Source organism: Microbispora sp. NPDC004025, assembly GCF_053604425.1.
In genome coordinates this window covers 224,860-242,741 of record NZ_JBSGHN010000011.1, presented here as the reverse complement: position 1 = coordinate 242,741, position 17,882 = coordinate 224,860, and the positions used below count along the sequence as shown (strand labels likewise).

The following is a 17,882-nucleotide window of genomic DNA, read 5'->3' as shown; positions in this document are numbered from 1 at the left end:
CGAATCCGGTAGCTTTTTCCCCGATAGGCCGACGGGAGGGGCGCATGGTCATCGGCGACCGGTATGAGCTGGACGACCTTCCCCTGGGCCAGGGCGGCATGGGCGCGGTGTACGGCGGGCACGACCGGCGGCTCGACCGCAAGGTGGCGGTGAAGTTCCTGCGGCTGCCCGACGGTCCGGACGAGGAGCTGCAGCGCCGGTTCCTCCGCGAGGCGCGGATCCTCGCCAAGCTCGACCATCCGGGCGCGCCCGTCCTGTACGACTTCGGCACCTACGAGCAGCGGCTCTTCCAGGTCATGCAGTTCATCGAGGGGGTGACGGTCGCCGATCTGCTGAGCGAGCACGGCCCGCTGCCGGTGCCGTGGGCCGCGGCCGTCGCCGCCCAGGCGTGCGCCGTGCTGACCGCCGCGCACGAGCTGTCGATCTGCCACCGGGACCTCAAGCCGACCAACCTCATGCTCTGCCCGGACGGCAGCGTGAAGGTGCTCGACTTCGGGCTCGCCATGCTGCGTGAGACGGATGTCGCGGGGGTGACGGCGCAGTTCACCCGGATCGGGCAGATCCTCGGCACCCCGGCGTACATGTCTCCCGAGCAGATCCAGCGTGGCGTCGCCGGGCCGAAGAGCGACCTGTACTCCCTCGGCTGCGTGCTGCACGAGATGCTGACCGGCAACCAGCTGTTCACCGGGCCGACGGAGTACGCCGTGTTCGACAAGCAGGTGAAGGAACGGCCGCCCCGGGTGCCCGGGGTCCCCGCCGAGCTGGACCGCCTGCTCGCCGAACTGCTGGAGAAGGAGCCGGACAACCGGCCGCCCGACGCGCACACGCTGTTCGAGCGGCTGCAGCCGTTCGCGGTCGACCTGCCCCCGCTGCCGGGTTTCCTCAACCCGTCGTCGGTGCCCAGCCCGGGGCGGATGTACGCCCAGATGGTCGGCCGCGTCCGCTGAGGACGCTCACGCGCGCCAGGCGGTCAGGACCTCCTCGACCCGGGACCGGATCCGCTCGCGGGCGGTCATCCGCGGCACCCCGGACATCAGCATCTCGTCGTAGTCGGTGTCCAGGTGGCGCACGCTCGCGACGACGGCGAGCGTGATGGCGCTCTCGTCCAGCACGCGGGCGGCGGCGGTGCGGCCGACCCGTCCGCTGCCGCGTACGGCGGCGTGCGCGGCGACGGCCTCGGCCCGCTCGGCCGGGCAGCGGGGGAACAGGCGGCGGATCTCCGCCGCCATCCTCTCCTGGAACTCGGCGTCCTCACCGGCCCTGCGCTCGCGGTCGCGTTCCCGGCGGCGCAGCCGCGCCTCCTCGTCGGCCAGGCACTGCTCCTCGGCCCGCGTCAGCGCCTCCTCCTCGACCAGCACGCCGAGCCGCTCGTACCTCTTGCGCCGCCGGTTGAAGCGGACCACCACCGCCGACAGTCCGCTCTCCTTCTTGGCGCGGCGGCTCAGCGCCGCGTTCCCCGCCGGGAGAAGGCACAGGTGGTCCATGTCGGCGCAGGTCAGGCAGTGCGGCCGGTCGTCCTCCATGATCAGATAGGGCCCGGTCTCCCCGCAGCCGGCGCAGGTCCACGGGTCCAGCGGCGCGACCACCACCAGGTCGGGGGCCTTGCTGTGCCGTTCGGCGATCTGCCGCCGCCGCGCCTCACTCAGCTGCGGCGAGAGCCAGTGGACGCGGAAGGCGCGCTCCAGGTCCTCGTCGCCCGCTGCCGTGAAGCGCAGCGGCCGCCGGTCGCGGGTGCCCGCCGTGTACGCCGCCTCGCTCTCCAGCAGATCGCGGGACAGGGCCCACGCGCGCAGGTGCGACAGCGCCTCCTCCATCCGGACGGCGTCCACCGCGGCCAGCCGCTCCAGGCTGTCGGCGCGGCCCTGCCGCCAGGTCTCCACGTGGCGGTCGTGCAGCCACCGCAGGCCGGTGAGGACGTCGATCGGGGTCACGTACTTGCGGGTGGCCAGGGCGATCTCCGCCGCCTGGGCCACCCGTCCGCCGAGCTTGCTGCGCATTCCTCCAAGACTGCCCTATGCCGGCGTGCGCGTACGCCGGTTCACGGCCGCCAGCAGCCCCACGGCCGCGAGGCTGGAGATCGTGGCCGACCCGCCGTACGACACGAACGGCAGCGGCAGCCCGGCGACCGGCAGCAGGCCCATGGTCATCCCCACGTTGACGAACGTCTGGAACGCGAGCCAGCACACCACCCCGCCGGCCACGGCCGTGCCGAACGGCGTGGGGCTCTTGGCCGCGATCCGCAGGCCGCGCCACAGCAGGGCGAGCATCAGCAGGATCACGCAGGCGGCGCCGACGAAGCCGAGCTCCTCGCCCGCGACCGTGAAGATGAAGTCGGTGTGCTGTTCGGGCACGAAATGTCCCGCCGTCTGCTCACCGTGGAACAGCCCCTTGCCCAGCAGGCCCCCGGAGCCGATCGCGATCCTGGCCTGGGTGGCGTTGTAGCCCACGCCCAGCGGGTCGGCGTCCGGGTCGGCCAGCACCATCAGGCGCTGGAGCTGGTAGGGCCGGATGAGGTCGAGCCGCCACACCAGGAGCAGCGCCGCGGCCCCGGCGGCGGCGAACGCCGCGAACCACCTCTTCGGCGCGCCGGACACCGCGATCATCCCGGCGGCCACCACCAGGAAGACGAGCGCGGTGCCGTAGTCGGGCTGCAGCGCGATCAGGCCGACCGGCAGCGCGACGAGGCCCAGGCCGAGCAGCACGGCCCCGGCGCCCGGCCTGCGCTCGCCGTCGCGCGGCTCGCCGAGCGCCGTCGCCAGCGCGAGCACCATGGCCGCCTTGGCGAACTCGGACGGCTGGAACTGCAGCCCGTGGCCGAGCACGATCCACGCGTGCGAGCCGTTGACCGTACGGCCCAGCGGGGTCAGCACGGCGACCAGCCCGGCCAGCCCGAGCAGGTACAGCACCGGGACGTAGGCCCGCAGCACGCGCAGGTCGATCCGCGAGACGGCCCACATGAGCACGAAACCGATGCCCACGCTGAGCGCCTGCCGCTGCGGCAGCGTCGAGCCGGGCTCGTTGCGGGTGGCCGACCACACGAGCAGCAGCCCGATGGCCGACAACGCGGCGGCGGGCAGCACCAGCCCCAACGCGGGGAGCAGGGCGAGGCGCGCCTGCGACCGGCGTCTCGTGGCGCGGCCCGCCGGCAGCCGTACGGACAGGGGACCGAGCGTCGTCATCGCGTTCCCCCGTCGTCCTTCTTGTGCTTCTTGCTCTTCTTGCCGTGGCCGAGGGCGGCGATGCCCTCCCAGATCTCCCGCGCGGCCGGGGCCGCCGTGGACCCGCCCGTACCGCCCTGGGAGACGACGACCACCACGACATACTTGGGCTTCTTCAGCGGGCCGAAGGAGGCGAACCACGAGGTGTCCCGCCTGCCGTACGCCTCGGCGGTGCCGGTCTTCCCGGCGATCGGCAGGCGCTTGAACGCGTACCCGTCGAACGCCCCCGCGGCCGTGCCGGTGCGCGGCACGCCGGCCAGCGAGTCGCGGATGAACCGCAGCGTCTTGCGCGACGCGTCGACCTTGCCCACGACGGGCGGGGTGATAGTGCGGACCACGGTGCCGTCGGGCCGCACGACCTGCTTGCCGATCCTGGGGCTGAAGACCGTGCCGCCGTTGGCGAGCGCGGCGTACCCCCGGGCGAGCTGGAGCGGCGTCACCAGCACGTCGCCCTGCCCGATCGAGAAGTTGGCCGCGTCACCGGCCCACCAGACGCCACCGGAGCGGCAGTTGTCGGAGGCGAGCGCCTTGAGGTAGGCCGCCCGCTTGCGGTCGGACATCTCCGGATAGCCGGTCTTGGCGCGGCGGCAGGAGTCGGCCTTGGTCCGCTCCCAGTTGGCCTTCTTCCAGGCGCGGCCGGGCACCCTGCCCGCCGCCTCGTGCGGCAGGTCGACGCCGGTGGCGGTGCCGAACCCGAACTCTTCGGCCATCGCCTGCATCGGGTCCTTGGGCCGTTTGACCGGCTTGAGCCCGCCGTCACGCTGCCACATCTTCTCCGCGAACCGGTAGAAGATCGTGTCGCACGACACCACCAGTGCGCGGCGCATGTCCATCCGGCCGAGTTCGGCGCTCTCGAAGTTGTGGAACACCCGGCCGCCGATCTTGTAGCCGCCGGGGCAGTCGTAGGAGGCACGCAGCGAGTAGCCCGCCTCCGCCGCCGCGGCGGTCGAGGTCACCTTCCACGTCGAGCCCGGCGGCCACTGCCCCTGCACGGCGGCGCTGACCAGCGGCAGGTCCTCGTAGTCGCGCTGCGAGATGCCCCCGGTCCACACGCCCGGGTCGTAAGTGGGATAGTCGGCGATCGCCGTCACCCGCCCGGTCTTCGCCTCCAGCACCACCGCCGCGCCGCTGTCGGCGGGCTCGCCCCGCTTGCGCGCGGCGGTCACCGCCCGGGTCAGCGCCCGCTCGGCCACCTCCTGGACGCGCGCGTCGATGCTGGTCACCAGGGTGTCCCCGGCCACGGCGGCCTCCTCGCGGACCAGGCCGGTGACCTTGCCCGTGCTGTCCACCGCCATCTGCCGGATGCCGGTCCGCCCGGCCAGCTCGCGGTCGTACTCCGCCTCCAGGCCGTCGCGGCCGATCAGCTCCGGGCCGCCCTCGGGGTCGTCGGGGGAGGGCGGCTGCAGGTAGCCGAGCACGTGCGCCGCGGCCGAGCCGAGCGGGTAGGTCCTGACCGGCCGCAACGCCGTGCTGACGCCGGGGAACTCGCTCTGCCGCTCGGCGATCCACAGCGCCGTGCGCACGCTCACGTCGTCCGCGACGACGATGGGCTGGTACGGCGAGCCGGGCCAGCACGGCCGGGGCATGTTCGCGGAGCACAGCCGCGCCCGGTCGGCGATCTCCTGGTATGGCCGGCCCAGCGCCCGGGCGAGCCGGGTCAGCACGTCCTTCCCGCCGTCGGGCTGGTGGATGAGGGCCATGTAGTCCACCGACACCTGCGGCTTGGTCTCGTTGGCCACCAGCGGCCGGCCGCGCACGTCGAGGATCCGCCCCCGCACCGGCGGCAGCACGACCGAGCGCACCCGCGCCTCCGTGGCCGCCCTGACGTACGTCGGGCCGGTGACGACCTGGAGGTACCACAGGCGGCCGAGCAGGGTCAGCATGAGCGCGGTCACCACGACGAGCACGAACGTGAGACGGGCGGGGTGGACGCTCCTACGCAAGCCGCCTCCCGGGCGCGTACGGATCGCGTGGTCTGTCCCGCGGTCTGCGCACCCGCCCGAACGACCGGCGGCGGGGCAGCAGGGCGAGCGCCGCGGTCACGAGCGCGGCCAGACCGGCGGTCCAGGCGAGGGCGCCGGGCGCGAGGGCCGTGCCCCAGGGCGTCCCGTCGAGCAGGGCCGCGAGCACGCCCCCGGCGAGCGCCGCGCCCAGGGCCACGGCGGTGGCGACGACGGCCCGCCGCCCGGCCGTCGCGCCCGAGGTGAGCCGCGTGCACGCCCACCCGGCCAGGCACAGAACCAGGGCGAGCCGCCCGATGGTGTGGTCGGCGGGCGGCGCGATGTCGGCGGCCAGGCCCGCGGCGAACCCGAGGAACGCCCCCGCCCCTCCTCCCGCGGCGCCCCGCTCCGGCAAACCCCTGGCCTCCGGCCTGGGCCGCAGCAGCGGCGCGAGCGCGACGACGCCGATCAGCACGACGTCGGGCCCGCCGCCGGGCAGCGCCGACCCGTTGACCACGGCGACCTGGAGCACCGGTGCGACGAGGACGACGAGCAAGGACAGGATGACCGCCTTCATCACGCCCCCTTCGCTTTCTCCGCGCTGCTCTTGTCCGCGCTGCTTTTCTCCGCGCTGCTTTTCTCCGCGCTGCTCTTGTCCGCGCTGCTCTGGCCTGGGCCGCTCTTCGCCGGGGCCGCGGCGTCCGGCAGCGGTCCGAGGACCACGGTGACGAGGTCGAGCGCGGTGAAGCGGGCGAAGGGCCGCACGAGCGCCGTCCTGGTCAGCGCGTCCGGCGCGGGCTCGACCGCGACCACGGCGCCGATCGGCACGTCCGGCACGTACGGCCGCATGTCGCGCGAGCCCAGCGTCACCACCCGGTCGCCCGGCTTCACCTCGGCGGTGGGGTTGAGCAGGCTCAGCCGCAGCAGCCCGCGTTCGGGGACGCCGGTCACCAGGCCGACCTCCCGCGAGCCCTCGAGCCGTGCGCCGATCGAGGCGCCGGAGGCGGTGGCGAGCTGGACCGTCGCCGTACCGGGTCCGGACCGCAGGACCCGGCCGACCAGCCCGTTCCCGTCGAACACGGTCATGTCGCGGGCGACGCCGCCCTCGGAACCGGCGTCGACGGTGACCGTGCCGTCCCGGCCGAAACCGACGACATGGGCGGGCACGGCCCGGTAGCCGTCGGCCGGGGCAGGGGAGGGGGTCACGCGACGGGCGGCGAGCAGCTCGGCGCGCAACCGGGCGTTCTCGGCTTCGAGCTCGGTCACGCGGAGCTGCCCCGGCGCCCAGCGGACGCCGGCGGACGCCGCGTTCTCCAGCCCGCCGAACACGGCCGACCCGAACGCCCGCAACGGGTCGAGCGGCGTCAGGGTGTCGGCGACGATCAGGGCGACGGAGACGAGCGCCAGCAGCACGGGCGTCCGGCGTCCGGCGGCCCTCATCGACGCGTTTCGGGAAGGAACACGTCCTGCATGTCGTCGAAGCGCTCGACGCACCGGCCCGCGCCCTGCACCACCGACTGGAGCGGCTGGTCGACGAGGTGGATCGGCATGCCGACGGCGTCTCCGAGCCGTTCTGCCAGCCCCTCGAGCAGCGCGCCGCCGCCGGTCAGCACGATGCCGTTGTCGATGAGGTCGCCCGCCAGCTCGGCCGGGCACTGGTCGAGCGTGGTCTGCACGGCGTCGACGATCGTCTGGACCTGGTCCTCGATCGCCTCCCTGACCTGCGCCCGGTTGATCGTGGCGGTCTTGGGCAGGCCGGTCACCAGGTCGCGACCCCGGATCGGCAGCGAGGTCTCGTCGTCGCCGCCCGGCAGCGCGCTCCCCATCTTGATCTTGATGTGCTCGGCTGTGCGCTCGCCGAGCATCAGGGAGTGTTCCTTCTTGACGTAGTTGACGATCGCCTCGTCGAGCTCGTCGCCGCCGACCCGCACGGACTTCGAGACGACCACCCCGCCGAGCGAGACGATCGCGACCTCCGTCGTGCCGCCGCCGATGTCCACGACCATGTTGCCGGTCGTGTCCCCCACGTTGAGCCCCGCGCCGATCGCCGCGGCCATCGGCTCCTCGATGATGTGGACGCGGCGAGCGCCCGCCTCGTACGCCGCCTCCCTGACCGCGCGCTGCTCGACGCTCGTGGTGCCGCTCGGCACGGCGACGACGACCCGGGGCTTGGCCAGGTAACGGTTCTTGTGCGCCACCTGGATGAAGTGCCGCAACATGCGCTCGGCCGCGTCGAGGTCGGCGATCACACCGTCCTTGAGCGGGCGCAGCGTGGCGATGTGGGGCGGGGTGCGCCCGATCATCTCCTTCGCCGCGGTCCCGACCGCCACGATCCTGTCCGTGTGCAGGTTGATCGCCACCACCGAGGGCTCGTCGAGGACGACGCCCTTCTTGCGCACGTACACGAGCGTGTTGGCTGTGCCGAGATCGACCGCCATGTCCCGGCCGAGCAATCCCCACGGGAAACCCATCGCCGACCAGCTTTCAGAGAGGAGGGAGAGCACGCGTGATCGCTGCCCGGCGGCCCTGCCTCTAAACAGAACGGCCCCTCCCGTACGAACCGGACACGCTAGGCGACGCTGAGATAGAGGTCTCTCGCCAGCTTCGTCACCCGCTCCGCCGACTTCGTGAAGGACGCCCCCGAGGGCTGCAGGGTGAGCACCACCATGATCAGCCGGTCGCCGATCACGCCAGTAGTGTGGAGCACGGGACGGCCGAAATCAACCGGGTTGCCGCCCATTGTGACCGCCCCGATACGGTGTGACGCCACCGTGGCGCGGGTGCATTTCACGGGAGGAACCGCCCCGTATCCCGACCATCCCTGCTTGATCGCCCAGGGCCGGGGGACGGCACGCGGAATCCCGAAATACTGGTCGAATCCGTCGCTCGCGCACTTCGACGCATCGCGCAGGTTGCCGAGGACGAAGTCGCGGACGCGAGGTTCGGCCCGCCGCAGCAGATACCGGTAGACGAGCGCGATGTCGGCCGCGCTGATGGCGGTGTAGCCCCAGAACCCGGGTTTGGCCGCGGGCGGCGGGGTGGTTTCGGTCAGGCCGATCCGTCGGGCCATGCGGCGGACGATCTCGCCCTGGCCACCGCGCCGCCACAGGGCCGTCGCCGCGTCGTCGTCGCTGCCGCGCAGCATGGGCGTCAGGAGCGCCTTGTCCCGGGCGGGAACGGCGCCCTTGTGCCGCTCCAGGTAGTCGGTGGCGATGAGGATCTTCACCACCGACGCCGACCGGAACCGGTGGTGCTGCTGCCGCTGGACGACCGTCTTGCCCGTGGTCACGTCGACCACGGCGTACCCGGCCGTCACCCCGGCGGGCACCCGTACGGGCTTCGAGGGGGACCGGAGCGGACGGGCGGCCTCGGCCGCCGTCTCCCCGGTCGCCGGCCCGCTCGCCCCTGCCGTCGCGCTGCGGTCGGTGCCGGAGGATGCCGGGTCGGAGGATGCCGCGTCGGTGGAGGGCGCTGTCGCCTGCGCCGCCGTCGTCCCTGCCGGGCCCGCGCCGCGGCCGTCCACCGCGCAGCCGGTCAGGAGCGCCGGGAGCACGGCGGCGACGGCCAGGACGGCGGCGGTTCTCGATCGCGTCATCCGACCATGCCTACCAGATCGGCTCCCGGCCATGGACGGAAATGTCCGGCACGCGCCGTTTTACGAGGCGGATCAGCGGCCGTCGAGGAGGGGCTGCTTCGGGTCCCATCGGGAGCCTTCCGCGGCGTCCCTGCGGCGGCGGGCGATCGCCGACAGCGCCTCCAGGACGACCCGGTTGCCGAGATACGCCGTGATGTCCGCGTGGTCGTACGGCGGAGCCACCTCGACGATCTCCAGGCCGACGACGGGCAGCTCGTAACAGGTGCGGCGGACGGCGTCGAGGAGCTGGCGGGCCGACAGGCCGCCCGGCTCGGGCGTGCCGGTGCCCGGCGCGTGGCCCGGGTCGCAGACGTCCACGTCCACCGACAGGTAGACCCCGTCGCAGTCGTCGAGCGCGATCGCGTACGCCTCGGTGAGGCACTCGTCGAGGCCCCTGGCGACGATCTCGGTCATCTCGTACGACCGCATGCGCTGCCCAACCATCCAGTCGAGGATGTCCGGCCCCGGCCAGTAGCCGCGCAGGCCGACCTGCAGGAAACGGTCGCCCCGGATGGCGCCCGACTCGATGAGCCGCCGCATCGGCTGCCCGTGGCCGTGCAGGTGGCCGAACTCGATGTCGCCCGTGTCGGCGTGCGCGTCGAAGTGGATCATCGAGACCCGGCCGAAGCCGTGGTGACGGGCCACGCCGGTCGCGTCGGGCAGGGCGATCGTGTGGTCGCCGCCGAGGACGACGGGGATCGCCCCGGAGGCCGCGATCGCGGCGACCGCGTCCTCGATCGCGCGCAGGCTGCCCTCGATGTCCCCGGCGTAGGTCTCCACGTCACCGGCGTCCAGCACCCGCAGGTCCTTGAGGGCGTCCACGCGGAGCGCGAGGCTCGGGCGGGAGCCGTCGTGGGGGAGATAGCAGGTCTGGCGGATGGCGTTCGGGCCGAAGCGCGCACCCGGGCGGTGGGAGGTGCCGCCGTCGAACGGCGCGCCCAGGATGACGACGTCGGCGTCCGCGTAGCCGGCGGGGTCGTCGAGGTCGCACCGCTCGACGCCGAGGAACGTGATGTCGGGGCCGAACATCTGGCCGTAGCGGGACAATCCAACTCCTGACGAACAACCGGTCTTATCGGGCATCACATGCTATTAGCTGACAAGGTGGACACGGTGCGGGCCTCGACGAGGAACGGGTCGAGCAGGCCCGGGGTGCCCGCGGCGGCGAGGCGCAGCGCCTCGGCGAGGTCCACGTCGCGCACCTGGTAGCCCTGCTTGCCCGCCGCGGTGGTCGCCGTCAGCGTCGCCAGGCGGGCCCGGCGCTGGAAGAACGACCGCTCGATGTTCCAGCCGATGACGCCGTCGCACTCCAGCACCACGCGGCGGCGCACGATCGAGCCCCAGCGGGTGACCAGGTAGCCGGACGCCAGCGCGTGGCCCAGCGAGCGGTAGCGGTCGGCGGCCAGCAGGGCCGTCAGCGGCAGCAGAGCGGCGACGGTGAGCCACGTCCACGAGGGCAGCCCGGCCCACCACCACAGCGCGAGCAGCGCGGCCAGCACCAGCGCGTGCACGCCGTACGCGCGGGTGAACCTGCGGCGCAGCGCGGCCGGGCCGTGCGCGGTCAGGTCCGCGGTGACCGGCGAGGCGGCGCCGCCGGCGCCTGAGGCATCGGGGGTATCCGTGGCATCCGGGGTGCTGGAGGAGACGCGGGGGAGCACGAGCCGGGCCACCGACACGGCCCGCTCGCGCGGCGCGGGCGGCAGCAGCATCGACCCGCCGCGCTGGGCGCCCTGTGCCGCGCGCAGGCCGGTGGTCACCGCCGCCAGGCGGGCCCCGCGTACGGCGCGCAGGAGCAGCGGTTCGCCGACCTCGACGCCGCGCAGCCGCCGTTCCTCGATGGTGGTGGCGCGCGTGGTCAGCAGTCCCCGGGTCACGTGCAGGGTGCCCTCGGCGTGCCGGGTCAGCCGGAAGTTGCCGAAGGCCAGCACGTAGCCGAGCGTGGAGGCGACGCTCACGAACACGACCAGCACGAGCACCACCGTCGCGATCTCCAGCGGGAGCGACAGCGCGCTGAACCACCGCCAGGTCTCCCGGACGGGCCCGACCCGGCCGAGGTCGACGTTGCCCTCCGAGACCAGGCGGGACACGAAGCCGGCGACGACGCCCACGGTGACGAGCCCGGACATCGTGAACGGGCCGAACCTCACCCACTCGGGACGCATCCGGGCGAGCTCGGTCTCCGCCGCCGGCGTGCTCCCGGCGGGAGGCGTCACGGCGACCGCCGTGGGGGACGCCGTGGACACGGTGGAGGAGGCGCTGGAGGAGGTGGCGGGGGAGCGGTGCAGCAGTTCCACGCGCAGGCGGGCGGCCTCGGCGGCGGTCAGCGCGTCGAGCTTGAGCCGACCCTCGTGCCTGCGCTCCGACGTGCCCGTCCCCACCTCCACCCGGGCCAGGCCGAGCACGCGGTGCAGCACGTGGGAGGTGACGTCCACCGTGCGGACCCGGTCGCGGGGCACGGTCAGCACCTTCCGGGTCAGCAGGCCGCGGCGGACCTGCACGTGCTCCGGGGTGACCCGGTAGGTCGTGGTGAACCAGCGCAGCATGCCGAGCACGACCATGAGGCCGACGCCGGCGACGCTCCACAAATGACCCTTCCCACCGCTGCTCGTCCCCGCGACCAGCAGGCCGAGCAGCGCCGGGGCGGCCCGTACGACCTCCTGGAAGGGATGGACCACCAGCATGCGCGGGCTCAGCCGGCGCCAGACCTTCTCGACCACGGGGTCGATCATGTGGCGTCACCCGCCGTGGCCTGCGCGGCGGCCGTGAGGTCGGCGACCAGGCGCTGGGCGGTGTCCCGGTCGAGGCCGCCGACCTTGATCGGGCCTGCGGCGGAGGCGGTCGTGACGGTGACGTTGGCCAGGCGGAAGAACTGCTCCAGCGGGCCGCGCTCGCTGTCCACGGTCTGGATGCGGGAGACGGGGGCGATGCGCCACTCCTGCTTGAACCAGCCCGACTGCGTGAAGACGGCCGCGGATGTGGCCTCCCAGCGGTGCACCCGGTAGCGCCACTGCGGCATGACCGTGACGTGCGCCGCCGCGACGACGGCGGTGACGACGAGAACGGCCACGTGCGTGGTGACGGACAGGGCGTTCTCGTCGTCCATCACGAGCCAGAAGACCTGGGCCGCGATGACGACGAGCCAGCCGAGGGCGGCCCGGGCGGCCCAGTACCAGACGGCGGTGCGGCTCACACGATGCTGCGGGGATCGGAGGGTCGGGGTGTCCACGCCCCAACTCTGCCCGATCGCCCGCGTTGCGGCGTAGTGGAGTCGATCCTGTCCTTTCCAGGACGAATGTCATGCCCCCGATGCCGTACGGCGGGTCAGAGGGCGGACAGGAGCTTGTGGACGTGGGAGAGCGGGTCGGCGCCCACCGGGCGGACCGCGACCGTGGTGACGCCCGCCTCCCACAGCGCCCTGACGTGCGCGGACGCCTCCTCCGGCGAGCCCGTCGCCATGGCGACCTCCTCCGGCGGCACCCGCAGGAACGCCGCCTGCTCCTCCGCCGCGGGCCGCATGGCCTCGCGTGCGTCGTCGCCGACGTAGAGGTGGACGAACGTCACCACTTCGTGGTCGCCGGTCGCGCCGATCCGTTCGATACGCGACCGCACCCCCTCCGGGCCGAGTCCCTCGGGGAGGATCGTGCCCTGGGCCACGCGCCCCGACAGGGCCAGCGAGCGCGGGCTCACCACTCCGGCGAGGACGGGCGGCGGCTCGGCCGGCGGGTGGACGAGGCGGACGCCGTCCAGGCGCACCTCGCGTCCGTCCAGGGTGACGGCCTCGCCGCGCAGCAGCGCCCGTACGGACGTGATCGTCTCCTCCAGCAGCGACAGCGGAGACGAGGCGGCGGCGCCCACCTGGCGCATCCACGCCTGCACGCCGTGCCCGATGCCGGCGGCGAGCCGCCCGGGGTGCAGGCGGGCCAGGTTGGCCAGCTCCATCGCCAGCAGCATCGGATTGCGCAGGGGCGCCGGGGTGATGCCGATGCCCACGCGCAGGCGGGAGGTCGCGGCCAGCGCCGTGGCGGCCGAGGAGATCCCGCCCGTCCAGCCGAGGTCCTCCACCACCCACAGGTCGGAGACCGCCGTGCCGTCGAGTTCCCCGGCGAACGCCGGGAGCGACTCCGGTGGCAGGTCGCGGTCGAAGACGACTCCAAGCCTCACGGGCGGCCCTCCAGCTCAGGCGAGATCGGCTCTGCGGCCTTCCGAGTATCCAGGACCCGGGAGCGCGCCGCACACGGGGGTCGTCCGGGCATGCCGCGGCGAAGGACGAGGGTGGTGAGGGGGAAGGGCCGGGGCCCTGTCCGGGCCCCGTTCGGGCCCGGTCGGACAGGGCCCGGCCGGATCACGGCGTCACCGCGGACAGCGGATCACTCGCCCTCGGCGGGGCGGTTGGCCTTCTTCGCCTGCTTCGCCGAGCGGGCTTCCTTGATGGCCGTCCTCTTCGCCTTGCCGGTGGACTTCACCGGCTTCTTCTTCTGAGCGTCGTCAGCCATGATTCCCCCGGATGTACGAGGATGCGCCCTATGTGCGCATCTGTGGGGGTTGATACCCAGGAGGGCGATGTGGCACCCGAGTAAGAACGGCCCGCACCACCGGGGTGATGCGGGCCGTGCCGGAGGGCGAGAGGTCAGACCATCTGGTGCTGCTCGGAGCTGAGCGGGGCGGCGATGTCCTCCAGCGAGCGACGGGCCGCCTCCACGCCCATGAACCACTGCACCAGTCCGGCCGCCATCATCAGGATCGCGCCGATGATGTAGCCGACCACGACGTTGCCGACGACCCCGCTCTCCACCAGGCGGCCGAACAGCACGGGCCCGATGATGCCGCCGAGCCCGGTGCCGACCGCGTAGAACAGCGCGATCGCCAGGGCCCTGGTCTCCATCGGGAAGATCTCCGAGACCGTCAGGTAGGCGCTGCTCGCTCCCGCCGAGGCGAAGAAGAACACCACCATCCAGCAGGCCGTGAGGGTCACCGGGGTCAGCACGTGCGCGTTGAACAGCGCGGCGGTGCCCAGCAGGAGCAGACCGGACAGCACGTAGGTGCCCGCGATCATCGTCCGGCGGCCGATCGTGTCGAAGAACCGGCCGAGCAGGACCGGGCCGAGGAAGTTCCCGATGGCGATCGGGATGAGATACCACGGCGTGGTGCCGTCGGGCACCTTGAAGAACGTCGACAGCACCAGCGCGTACGTGAAGAAGATCGAGTTGTAGAGGAACGCCTGGCCGACGAACAGCGACAGGCCGACGGTCGTGCGCTTGGGGTAGCGGCGCAGCAGCGTCGCCGCCACCTCCGTCAGCGGGGTGCGCTCCCGCTGGGTGATCCTGATCTCCCCGCGAGCCGGTTCGAGCGTCTTGCCGCTCTCCTCACGGACATGCCTCTCGATCTCCGAGACGATCTCCTCGGCCTCGCGTTCGCGGCCGTGGATGAACAGCCAGCGTGGGCTCTCCGGCACCGTACGGCGGACCAGCAGGATCCCCACGCCGAGGACGGCGCCCATACCGAACAGCAGACGCCAGCCGAGATCGGCCGGCAGCAGGCCGGTGTCGAGGGCCGGGATCGCGATGAGCGCGCCGAGCGCGGTGCCCAGCCAGAAGGAGCCGTTCACCACCAGGTCGACCGTGCCGCGTACGCGGGCCGGGATGAGCTCGTCGATCGCCGAGTTGATCGCGGCGTACTCGCCCCCGATGCCGGCGCCGGTGAAGAACCGGCACAGGTAGAAGTACCAGGCGTCGTGCGAGAAGGCCGTGGCCACGGTGGCGGCCAGGTAGAGGGCGAGGGTCAACAGGAAGAGCTTCTTGCGCCCGAACCGGTCCGTCAGGTGGCCGAAGAAGAGAGCGCCGAGGCAGGCTCCCGCGACGTACACGCCGGCGGCGATCCCGACCTCGCTGTCGGTGAGTCCCAGCCCGCTGTCCGGGTCCGTGATCCGGGGCCCGATGACCCCGACGATGGTCACTTCGAGCCCGTCGAGGATCCAGACGGTGCCAAGCCCGATGAGCACGAGCCAGTGCCAGCGAGCCCAGGGGAGCCGATCCAGCCGCGCGGGAATGTCGGTGCTTATTTGCGCCATATCGTCCCCTTCTTCGGAAGATATGGCGCCCGTCTACCCCGTATCGGGCCAGAAATTCGTTCTGCTTCTCACGGGTCCCGGCGATGGGCGGTGCGGACCGGAGTTCAGGCCGTCCTCGTGCCCTCGCTCTCCACGCCCCTGGGGGGCGGCACGGCGGCGTCGTTCCCGAGCTCGAACCACACGCAGACCCCGGTGCGGCTGGCCGACACGCCCCAGCGCCGGGTGAACAGGTCCACGAGATGGACGCCCCGGCCCGGCGTCAGCTCGGGGGACGTCCAGCACCCGCAGCCCTGGGTGGACAACGTGACGCGGGCCGCGGCGGGCGCGACCAGGACAGACACGCCGTACCCCGGAGGGCGCCCGCAGGAGACGGCGTGCCGCAGGGACTCGGCGACCAGCTCGCCGATCAGTTGCACGGCGTCGTCACGGCAGGGGTGGCCGTCACCGAGACGGCTCGCCACGAACCGCCGGGCGGCCCGCACCTGGGAGGGGTCTCCCGAGAAGGGACGTGAGATCGCGATTCTCCCCGAGAGGTTGAGAATTGTCATCCCGTGATAACTCCCTGTGCACCCGTCTGCGGATGGCGATTCGAGTCCGTGCAAGACTTCGTTCATCCTGCACTTTGCAAAACGGCTACGCAATATGGCGAATGCACGATTGCATAGTTTCCTTTTGCGGCGAAAGGGAGAGTTCGGCTCATGAGGGGAGTAGGCGGCCCTACGGTCCGGCTCCGCCGGCTTTCCGGCGAGCTGGCGCGTCTGCGGCGTGAATCCGGGTTCGTCCGCGAGGAGGTCGCGCGGCGGCTCGGCGTGGCGGTCTCCACCGTGTACCGGATCGAGTCCGGCCACACCCGCCCGCACACCCGGACCATCCGCGACCTGCTCGATCTCTACGGCGTCGAGGGCTCCGCGCGGGAGGCGCTGATCGCGCTGGCCAGGGACGCCGGCCGGCGCGGATGGTGGCGCGCCTACGACGACGTCCTGCCCGGGCCGTACGTCGGCATGGAGGCCGAGGCGTCCTCGGTGCGCAACTACGAGCCGCTGCTGGTGCCCGGGCTGCTGCAGACCGAGGAATACGCCCGCGCGGTCATCGGCGCCGCCCTCGTCAAGGACCCGGCGGAGATCGAGCGGCGCGCGGCGGCCCGGATGGAGCGCCAGCGGCGCCTGACCGGGCCCGACGCCATGGAGCTGTGGGCCGTCCTCGACGAGGCGGCGCTGCGCCGGCCGGTGGGCGGCGCGCCCGTGATGGCCGAGCAACTGCGCACGCTGCAGGACAGGGCCCTGCGGCCGAACGTCACCGTGCAGGTGCTGCCCTTCGACGCGGGCGCCTACCTCGGCATGGGCAACTCGCTGGCGATCCTGGCCTTCCCCGATCCCGGCGACGCCGACGTCGTGCTGCTGGAGAACATGAGCGGTGAACTTTACCTGGAGGATCCGACGGAGATCCGGGAGTACGTCCAGGTCTTCGATCATCTTCGTGCCGCCGCGCTCGGCCCGGAGAAGTCCATGGAAGTGATCATTTCGGTCGAGAAGGAGATGGCAGGACGATGAGGGGACTCGTACCGGCGGACGACCTGGCCTGCGCGGTCTGGCGCAAGGCGGAGCGCTCGAACACCGTCGGCAACCAGTGCGTGGAGGTGGCGCGTCTGCGTGACGGCGTCGCCGTACGCGATTCCAAGGATCCCCAGGGATCGCGGCTGATGTTCACCCCCGGCGAGTGGGAGGCGTTCATCGAGGGAGTGAAGGGCGGCGAGTTCGACCTGTCCTGAGACCTTCCTCCCCGTACGGCCCGCCCCTCGTCGCGCACCTGCCGCGCGGGGCGGGCCGTACGGCGTTCCGGGGCCTTCCCCGGGGAGCGCGGCGGGGGCGCTGCGGGGGCGGTCCGGTGCGGCCGGACCGGTATGGCGGGCGCTTCATCGGGCAGGAGACCTGGCATGGGAAAGGAAGACGACCGATACATCGATACCGAGGACGAGCCGGACATCGCCGGAGAGTTCACCCCGTCCGCCACTGACCCGCCCAACGCGGAGCCCGACGACAAGAACCCTGACGAACGCTGGGACAAGCCGACAGAGGTATGAAGGAGGACGTCATGACCATGGGAGTCGACCCGCGGGACCTGGGCGACGAGGACCTGATCCGCGAGTTGCGCCACCTGCACGAGACCCGGTCGGAGACGCTCTTCCACGGGTCGGACGACGCGCTGGAGCGCCACACCTCGCGGACACAGGAGCTGGAGGGCGAGTACCTCGCACGCTACCCGGACCGGCAGGTCGATCCGGAGCGGCTGCGTGAGGGGGCGAGACAGCGGAGTGCCTGACGAGAAGAGCCTGGAAGACGCCCAGGAGATGACGACGGCGGAGTTGGCGGTCTACGAGGCCGCCGCCGCCCTGAACGTGAAGGAACAACCGGCGACCGCCGCCGAGGTCGCCGGGATGACCGGGCTCCCCGAGGACACCGTACGGCGCTGCCTCGACAGCCTCGCCGAAGGCGGCAGGCTACGACCCGAGGACGGCGCCTACCTCCTCGGCGACCACGACTGGGGGCTCGAATACTGAGCGGTCGGGGCGATCCCTCGCGAGCGCGCGCGGCCGGCCGCGTTTCACGGCCAGTGGACTCCGCTGGACTCCGCGCGAAGCATCCCACTGGCTGCGCGGCCGGGATGCACGCGAAGCGGGCGGGTGCTCCGGCCCGGAGTGCCGGGACCTACGAAGAGCGTTCGGAAGCGGGCGGGTGCTTGGCCTGCGGGCCCGGTGTCCACGGGGGTATGCGCTCAAAGCGGGCGGGTGCTCCGGCCGGCCGTGATAGTTGCGGTCCGGTGAGCCTCGGGAGCGGCCATCGCGGGCGCGGTGGTACAGGGCACGGTCTTACGCCGGCCTCCGCACCCGCCCGCCCCGGCGCCTGTCGGTGGGCGAGACGGGCGGGCCCGGCCGGACCACGGCGGTACGGGCGAGGGGCGGTGGTGCGCCACACCGTCCGCTCCGCCCGGGGGCACCGGGCCCGGCCGGGAGTCTGCGATCCATC

At 72.7% G+C, this 17,882-nt stretch carries 20 protein-coding genes; 6 read left to right on the top strand and 14 right to left on the bottom strand.

What is annotated here, in order from left to right; all coding sequences use genetic code 11:
- The first annotated feature begins 44 nt into the window (after positions 1-44).
- Positions 45-947 (top strand): serine/threonine-protein kinase, encoded by a 903-nt coding sequence (locus ACWEQG_RS26120; protein WP_452288531.1) that lies wholly within the window; start codon positions 45-47, stop codon positions 945-947.
- A 6-nt stretch (positions 948-953) separates the two neighbouring features.
- Here the strand turns inward: ACWEQG_RS26120 and ACWEQG_RS26115 are convergent, their stop codons facing one another.
- The 14 genes from ACWEQG_RS26115 to ACWEQG_RS26050 form a co-directional block, all read right to left on the bottom strand.
- Entirely contained in the window at positions 954-1,997 is a 1,044-nt protein-coding gene (locus tag ACWEQG_RS26115) for a DUF2293 domain-containing protein (protein WP_452288529.1), read from the bottom strand.
- 15 nt (positions 1,998-2,012) lie between these two features.
- The gene (gene rodA / locus ACWEQG_RS26110) at positions 2,013-3,179 is read right to left on the bottom strand and encodes a rod shape-determining protein RodA (protein WP_452288527.1); all 1,167 of its coding nucleotides are present in this window, start codon (positions 3,177-3,179) and stop codon (positions 2,013-2,015) included.
- Positions 3,176-5,161: a penicillin-binding protein 2 gene (gene mrdA, locus ACWEQG_RS26105; protein ID WP_452288525.1), complete on the bottom strand. Its 1,986-nt coding sequence runs from the start codon at positions 5,159-5,161 to the stop codon at positions 3,176-3,178. The genes rodA and mrdA overlap by 4 nt, the downstream gene beginning before the upstream one ends.
- Entirely contained in the window at positions 5,154-5,735 is a 582-nt protein-coding gene (locus ACWEQG_RS26100) for a hypothetical protein (RefSeq protein WP_452288523.1), read from the bottom strand. Before ACWEQG_RS26100 ends, mrdA begins: the two co-directional genes overlap by 8 nt.
- Positions 5,735-6,598, bottom strand: coding sequence for a rod shape-determining protein MreC (gene mreC / locus ACWEQG_RS26095; protein ID WP_452288521.1), 864 nt, complete (start codon positions 6,596-6,598; stop codon positions 5,735-5,737). Before mreC ends, ACWEQG_RS26100 begins: the two co-directional genes overlap by 1 nt.
- Entirely contained in the window at positions 6,595-7,629 is a 1,035-nt protein-coding gene (gene mreB / locus ACWEQG_RS26090) for a rod shape-determining protein (protein ID WP_363473778.1), read from the bottom strand. Before mreB ends, mreC begins: the two co-directional genes overlap by 4 nt.
- A gap of 98 nt (positions 7,630-7,727) precedes the next feature.
- Positions 7,728-8,753: a hypothetical protein gene (locus ACWEQG_RS26085; RefSeq protein WP_452288519.1), complete on the bottom strand. Its 1,026-nt coding sequence runs from the start codon at positions 8,751-8,753 to the stop codon at positions 7,728-7,730.
- Between the two features lie 72 nt (positions 8,754-8,825).
- Positions 8,826-9,839 (bottom strand): agmatinase, encoded by a 1,014-nt coding sequence (gene speB / locus ACWEQG_RS26080; protein WP_452288517.1) that lies wholly within the window; start codon positions 9,837-9,839, stop codon positions 8,826-8,828.
- Between the two features lie 35 nt (positions 9,840-9,874).
- A complete protein-coding gene (locus ACWEQG_RS26075) occupies positions 9,875-11,521 on the bottom strand; it encodes a PH domain-containing protein (protein WP_452288515.1) in 1,647 nt (548 codons plus the stop codon).
- On the bottom strand, positions 11,518-12,018 hold the full coding sequence (locus ACWEQG_RS26070; protein ID WP_452288513.1) for a PH domain-containing protein: 501 nt from the start codon (positions 12,016-12,018) through the stop codon (positions 11,518-11,520). The genes ACWEQG_RS26075 and ACWEQG_RS26070 overlap by 4 nt, the downstream gene beginning before the upstream one ends.
- Positions 12,019-12,113: 95 nt before the next feature.
- Positions 12,114-12,953: an LLM class flavin-dependent oxidoreductase gene (locus tag ACWEQG_RS26065; protein ID WP_452288511.1), complete on the bottom strand. Its 840-nt coding sequence runs from the start codon at positions 12,951-12,953 to the stop codon at positions 12,114-12,116.
- 206 nt (positions 12,954-13,159) lie between these two features.
- Positions 13,160-13,285, bottom strand: coding sequence for a hypothetical protein (locus ACWEQG_RS26060; RefSeq protein WP_259401520.1), 126 nt, complete (start codon positions 13,283-13,285; stop codon positions 13,160-13,162).
- Positions 13,286-13,419: 134 nt separating this feature from the next.
- Positions 13,420-14,859, bottom strand: coding sequence for an MFS transporter (locus tag ACWEQG_RS26055; protein ID WP_452288509.1), 1,440 nt, complete (start codon positions 14,857-14,859; stop codon positions 13,420-13,422).
- A 104-nt stretch (positions 14,860-14,963) separates the two neighbouring features.
- Entirely contained in the window at positions 14,964-15,407 is a 444-nt protein-coding gene (locus ACWEQG_RS26050; RefSeq protein WP_452288507.1) for an ATP-binding protein, read from the bottom strand.
- Positions 15,408-15,557: 150 nt separating this feature from the next.
- Here ACWEQG_RS26050 and ACWEQG_RS26045 point away from each other — a divergent pair, with 150 nt between their 5' ends.
- The 5 genes from ACWEQG_RS26045 to ACWEQG_RS26025 all read left to right on the top strand — a co-directional run bounded on the left by ACWEQG_RS26045 (position 15,558) and on the right by ACWEQG_RS26025 (position 17,416).
- The gene (locus ACWEQG_RS26045; RefSeq protein ID WP_452288505.1) at positions 15,558-16,409 is read left to right on the top strand and encodes a helix-turn-helix domain-containing protein; all 852 of its coding nucleotides are present in this window, start codon (positions 15,558-15,560) and stop codon (positions 16,407-16,409) included.
- Positions 16,406-16,627, top strand: coding sequence for a DUF397 domain-containing protein (locus ACWEQG_RS26040; protein ID WP_363471308.1), 222 nt, complete (start codon positions 16,406-16,408; stop codon positions 16,625-16,627). Before ACWEQG_RS26045 ends, ACWEQG_RS26040 begins: the two co-directional genes overlap by 4 nt.
- 165 nt (positions 16,628-16,792) lie before the next feature.
- Complete coding sequence (locus ACWEQG_RS26035) at positions 16,793-16,939, top strand: hypothetical protein (protein WP_452288503.1); 147 nt, start codon at positions 16,793-16,795, stop codon at positions 16,937-16,939.
- An 11-nt stretch (positions 16,940-16,950) separates the two neighbouring features.
- A complete protein-coding gene (locus ACWEQG_RS26030; RefSeq protein ID WP_363471312.1) occupies positions 16,951-17,178 on the top strand; it encodes a DUF6158 family protein in 228 nt (75 codons plus the stop codon).
- The gene (locus ACWEQG_RS26025; protein WP_363471314.1) at positions 17,171-17,416 is read left to right on the top strand and encodes a hypothetical protein; all 246 of its coding nucleotides are present in this window, start codon (positions 17,171-17,173) and stop codon (positions 17,414-17,416) included. Before ACWEQG_RS26030 ends, ACWEQG_RS26025 begins: the two co-directional genes overlap by 8 nt.
- The last annotated feature ends 466 nt before the right edge of the window (positions 17,417-17,882 follow it).

Coding starts and splice junctions, on each gene's coding strand:
- ACWEQG_RS26120 (WP_452288531.1), top strand. CDS start 45: ATGGTCATCGGCGACCGGTATGAGCTGGACGACCTTCCCCTGGGCCAG.
- ACWEQG_RS26115 (WP_452288529.1), bottom strand. CDS start 1,997: ATGCGCAGCAAGCTCGGCGGACGGGTGGCCCAGGCGGCGGAGATCGCC.
- ACWEQG_RS26060 (WP_259401520.1), bottom strand. CDS start 13,285: ATGGCTGACGACGCTCAGAAGAAGAAGCCGGTGAAGTCCACCGGCAAG.
- ACWEQG_RS26035 (WP_452288503.1), top strand. CDS start 16,793: ATGGGAAAGGAAGACGACCGATACATCGATACCGAGGACGAGCCGGAC.
- ACWEQG_RS26040 (WP_363471308.1), top strand. CDS start 16,406: ATGAGGGGACTCGTACCGGCGGACGACCTGGCCTGCGCGGTCTGGCGC.
- ACWEQG_RS26085 (WP_452288519.1), bottom strand. CDS start 8,753: ATGACGCGATCGAGAACCGCCGCCGTCCTGGCCGTCGCCGCCGTGCTC.
- mreB (WP_363473778.1), bottom strand. CDS start 7,629: ATGGGTTTCCCGTGGGGATTGCTCGGCCGGGACATGGCGGTCGATCTC.
- mreC (WP_452288521.1), bottom strand. CDS start 6,598: ATGAGGGCCGCCGGACGCCGGACGCCCGTGCTGCTGGCGCTCGTCTCC.
- rodA (WP_452288527.1), bottom strand. CDS start 3,179: ATGACGACGCTCGGTCCCCTGTCCGTACGGCTGCCGGCGGGCCGCGCC.
- ACWEQG_RS26055 (WP_452288509.1), bottom strand. CDS start 14,859: ATGGCGCAAATAAGCACCGACATTCCCGCGCGGCTGGATCGGCTCCCC.
- ACWEQG_RS26075 (WP_452288515.1), bottom strand. CDS start 11,521: ATGATCGACCCCGTGGTCGAGAAGGTCTGGCGCCGGCTGAGCCCGCGC.
- ACWEQG_RS26030 (WP_363471312.1), top strand. CDS start 16,951: ATGACCATGGGAGTCGACCCGCGGGACCTGGGCGACGAGGACCTGATC.
- ACWEQG_RS26100 (WP_452288523.1), bottom strand. CDS start 5,735: ATGAAGGCGGTCATCCTGTCCTTGCTCGTCGTCCTCGTCGCACCGGTG.
- ACWEQG_RS26045 (WP_452288505.1), top strand. CDS start 15,558: ATGAGGGGAGTAGGCGGCCCTACGGTCCGGCTCCGCCGGCTTTCCGGC.
- ACWEQG_RS26050 (WP_452288507.1), bottom strand. CDS start 15,407: ATGACAATTCTCAACCTCTCGGGGAGAATCGCGATCTCACGTCCCTTC.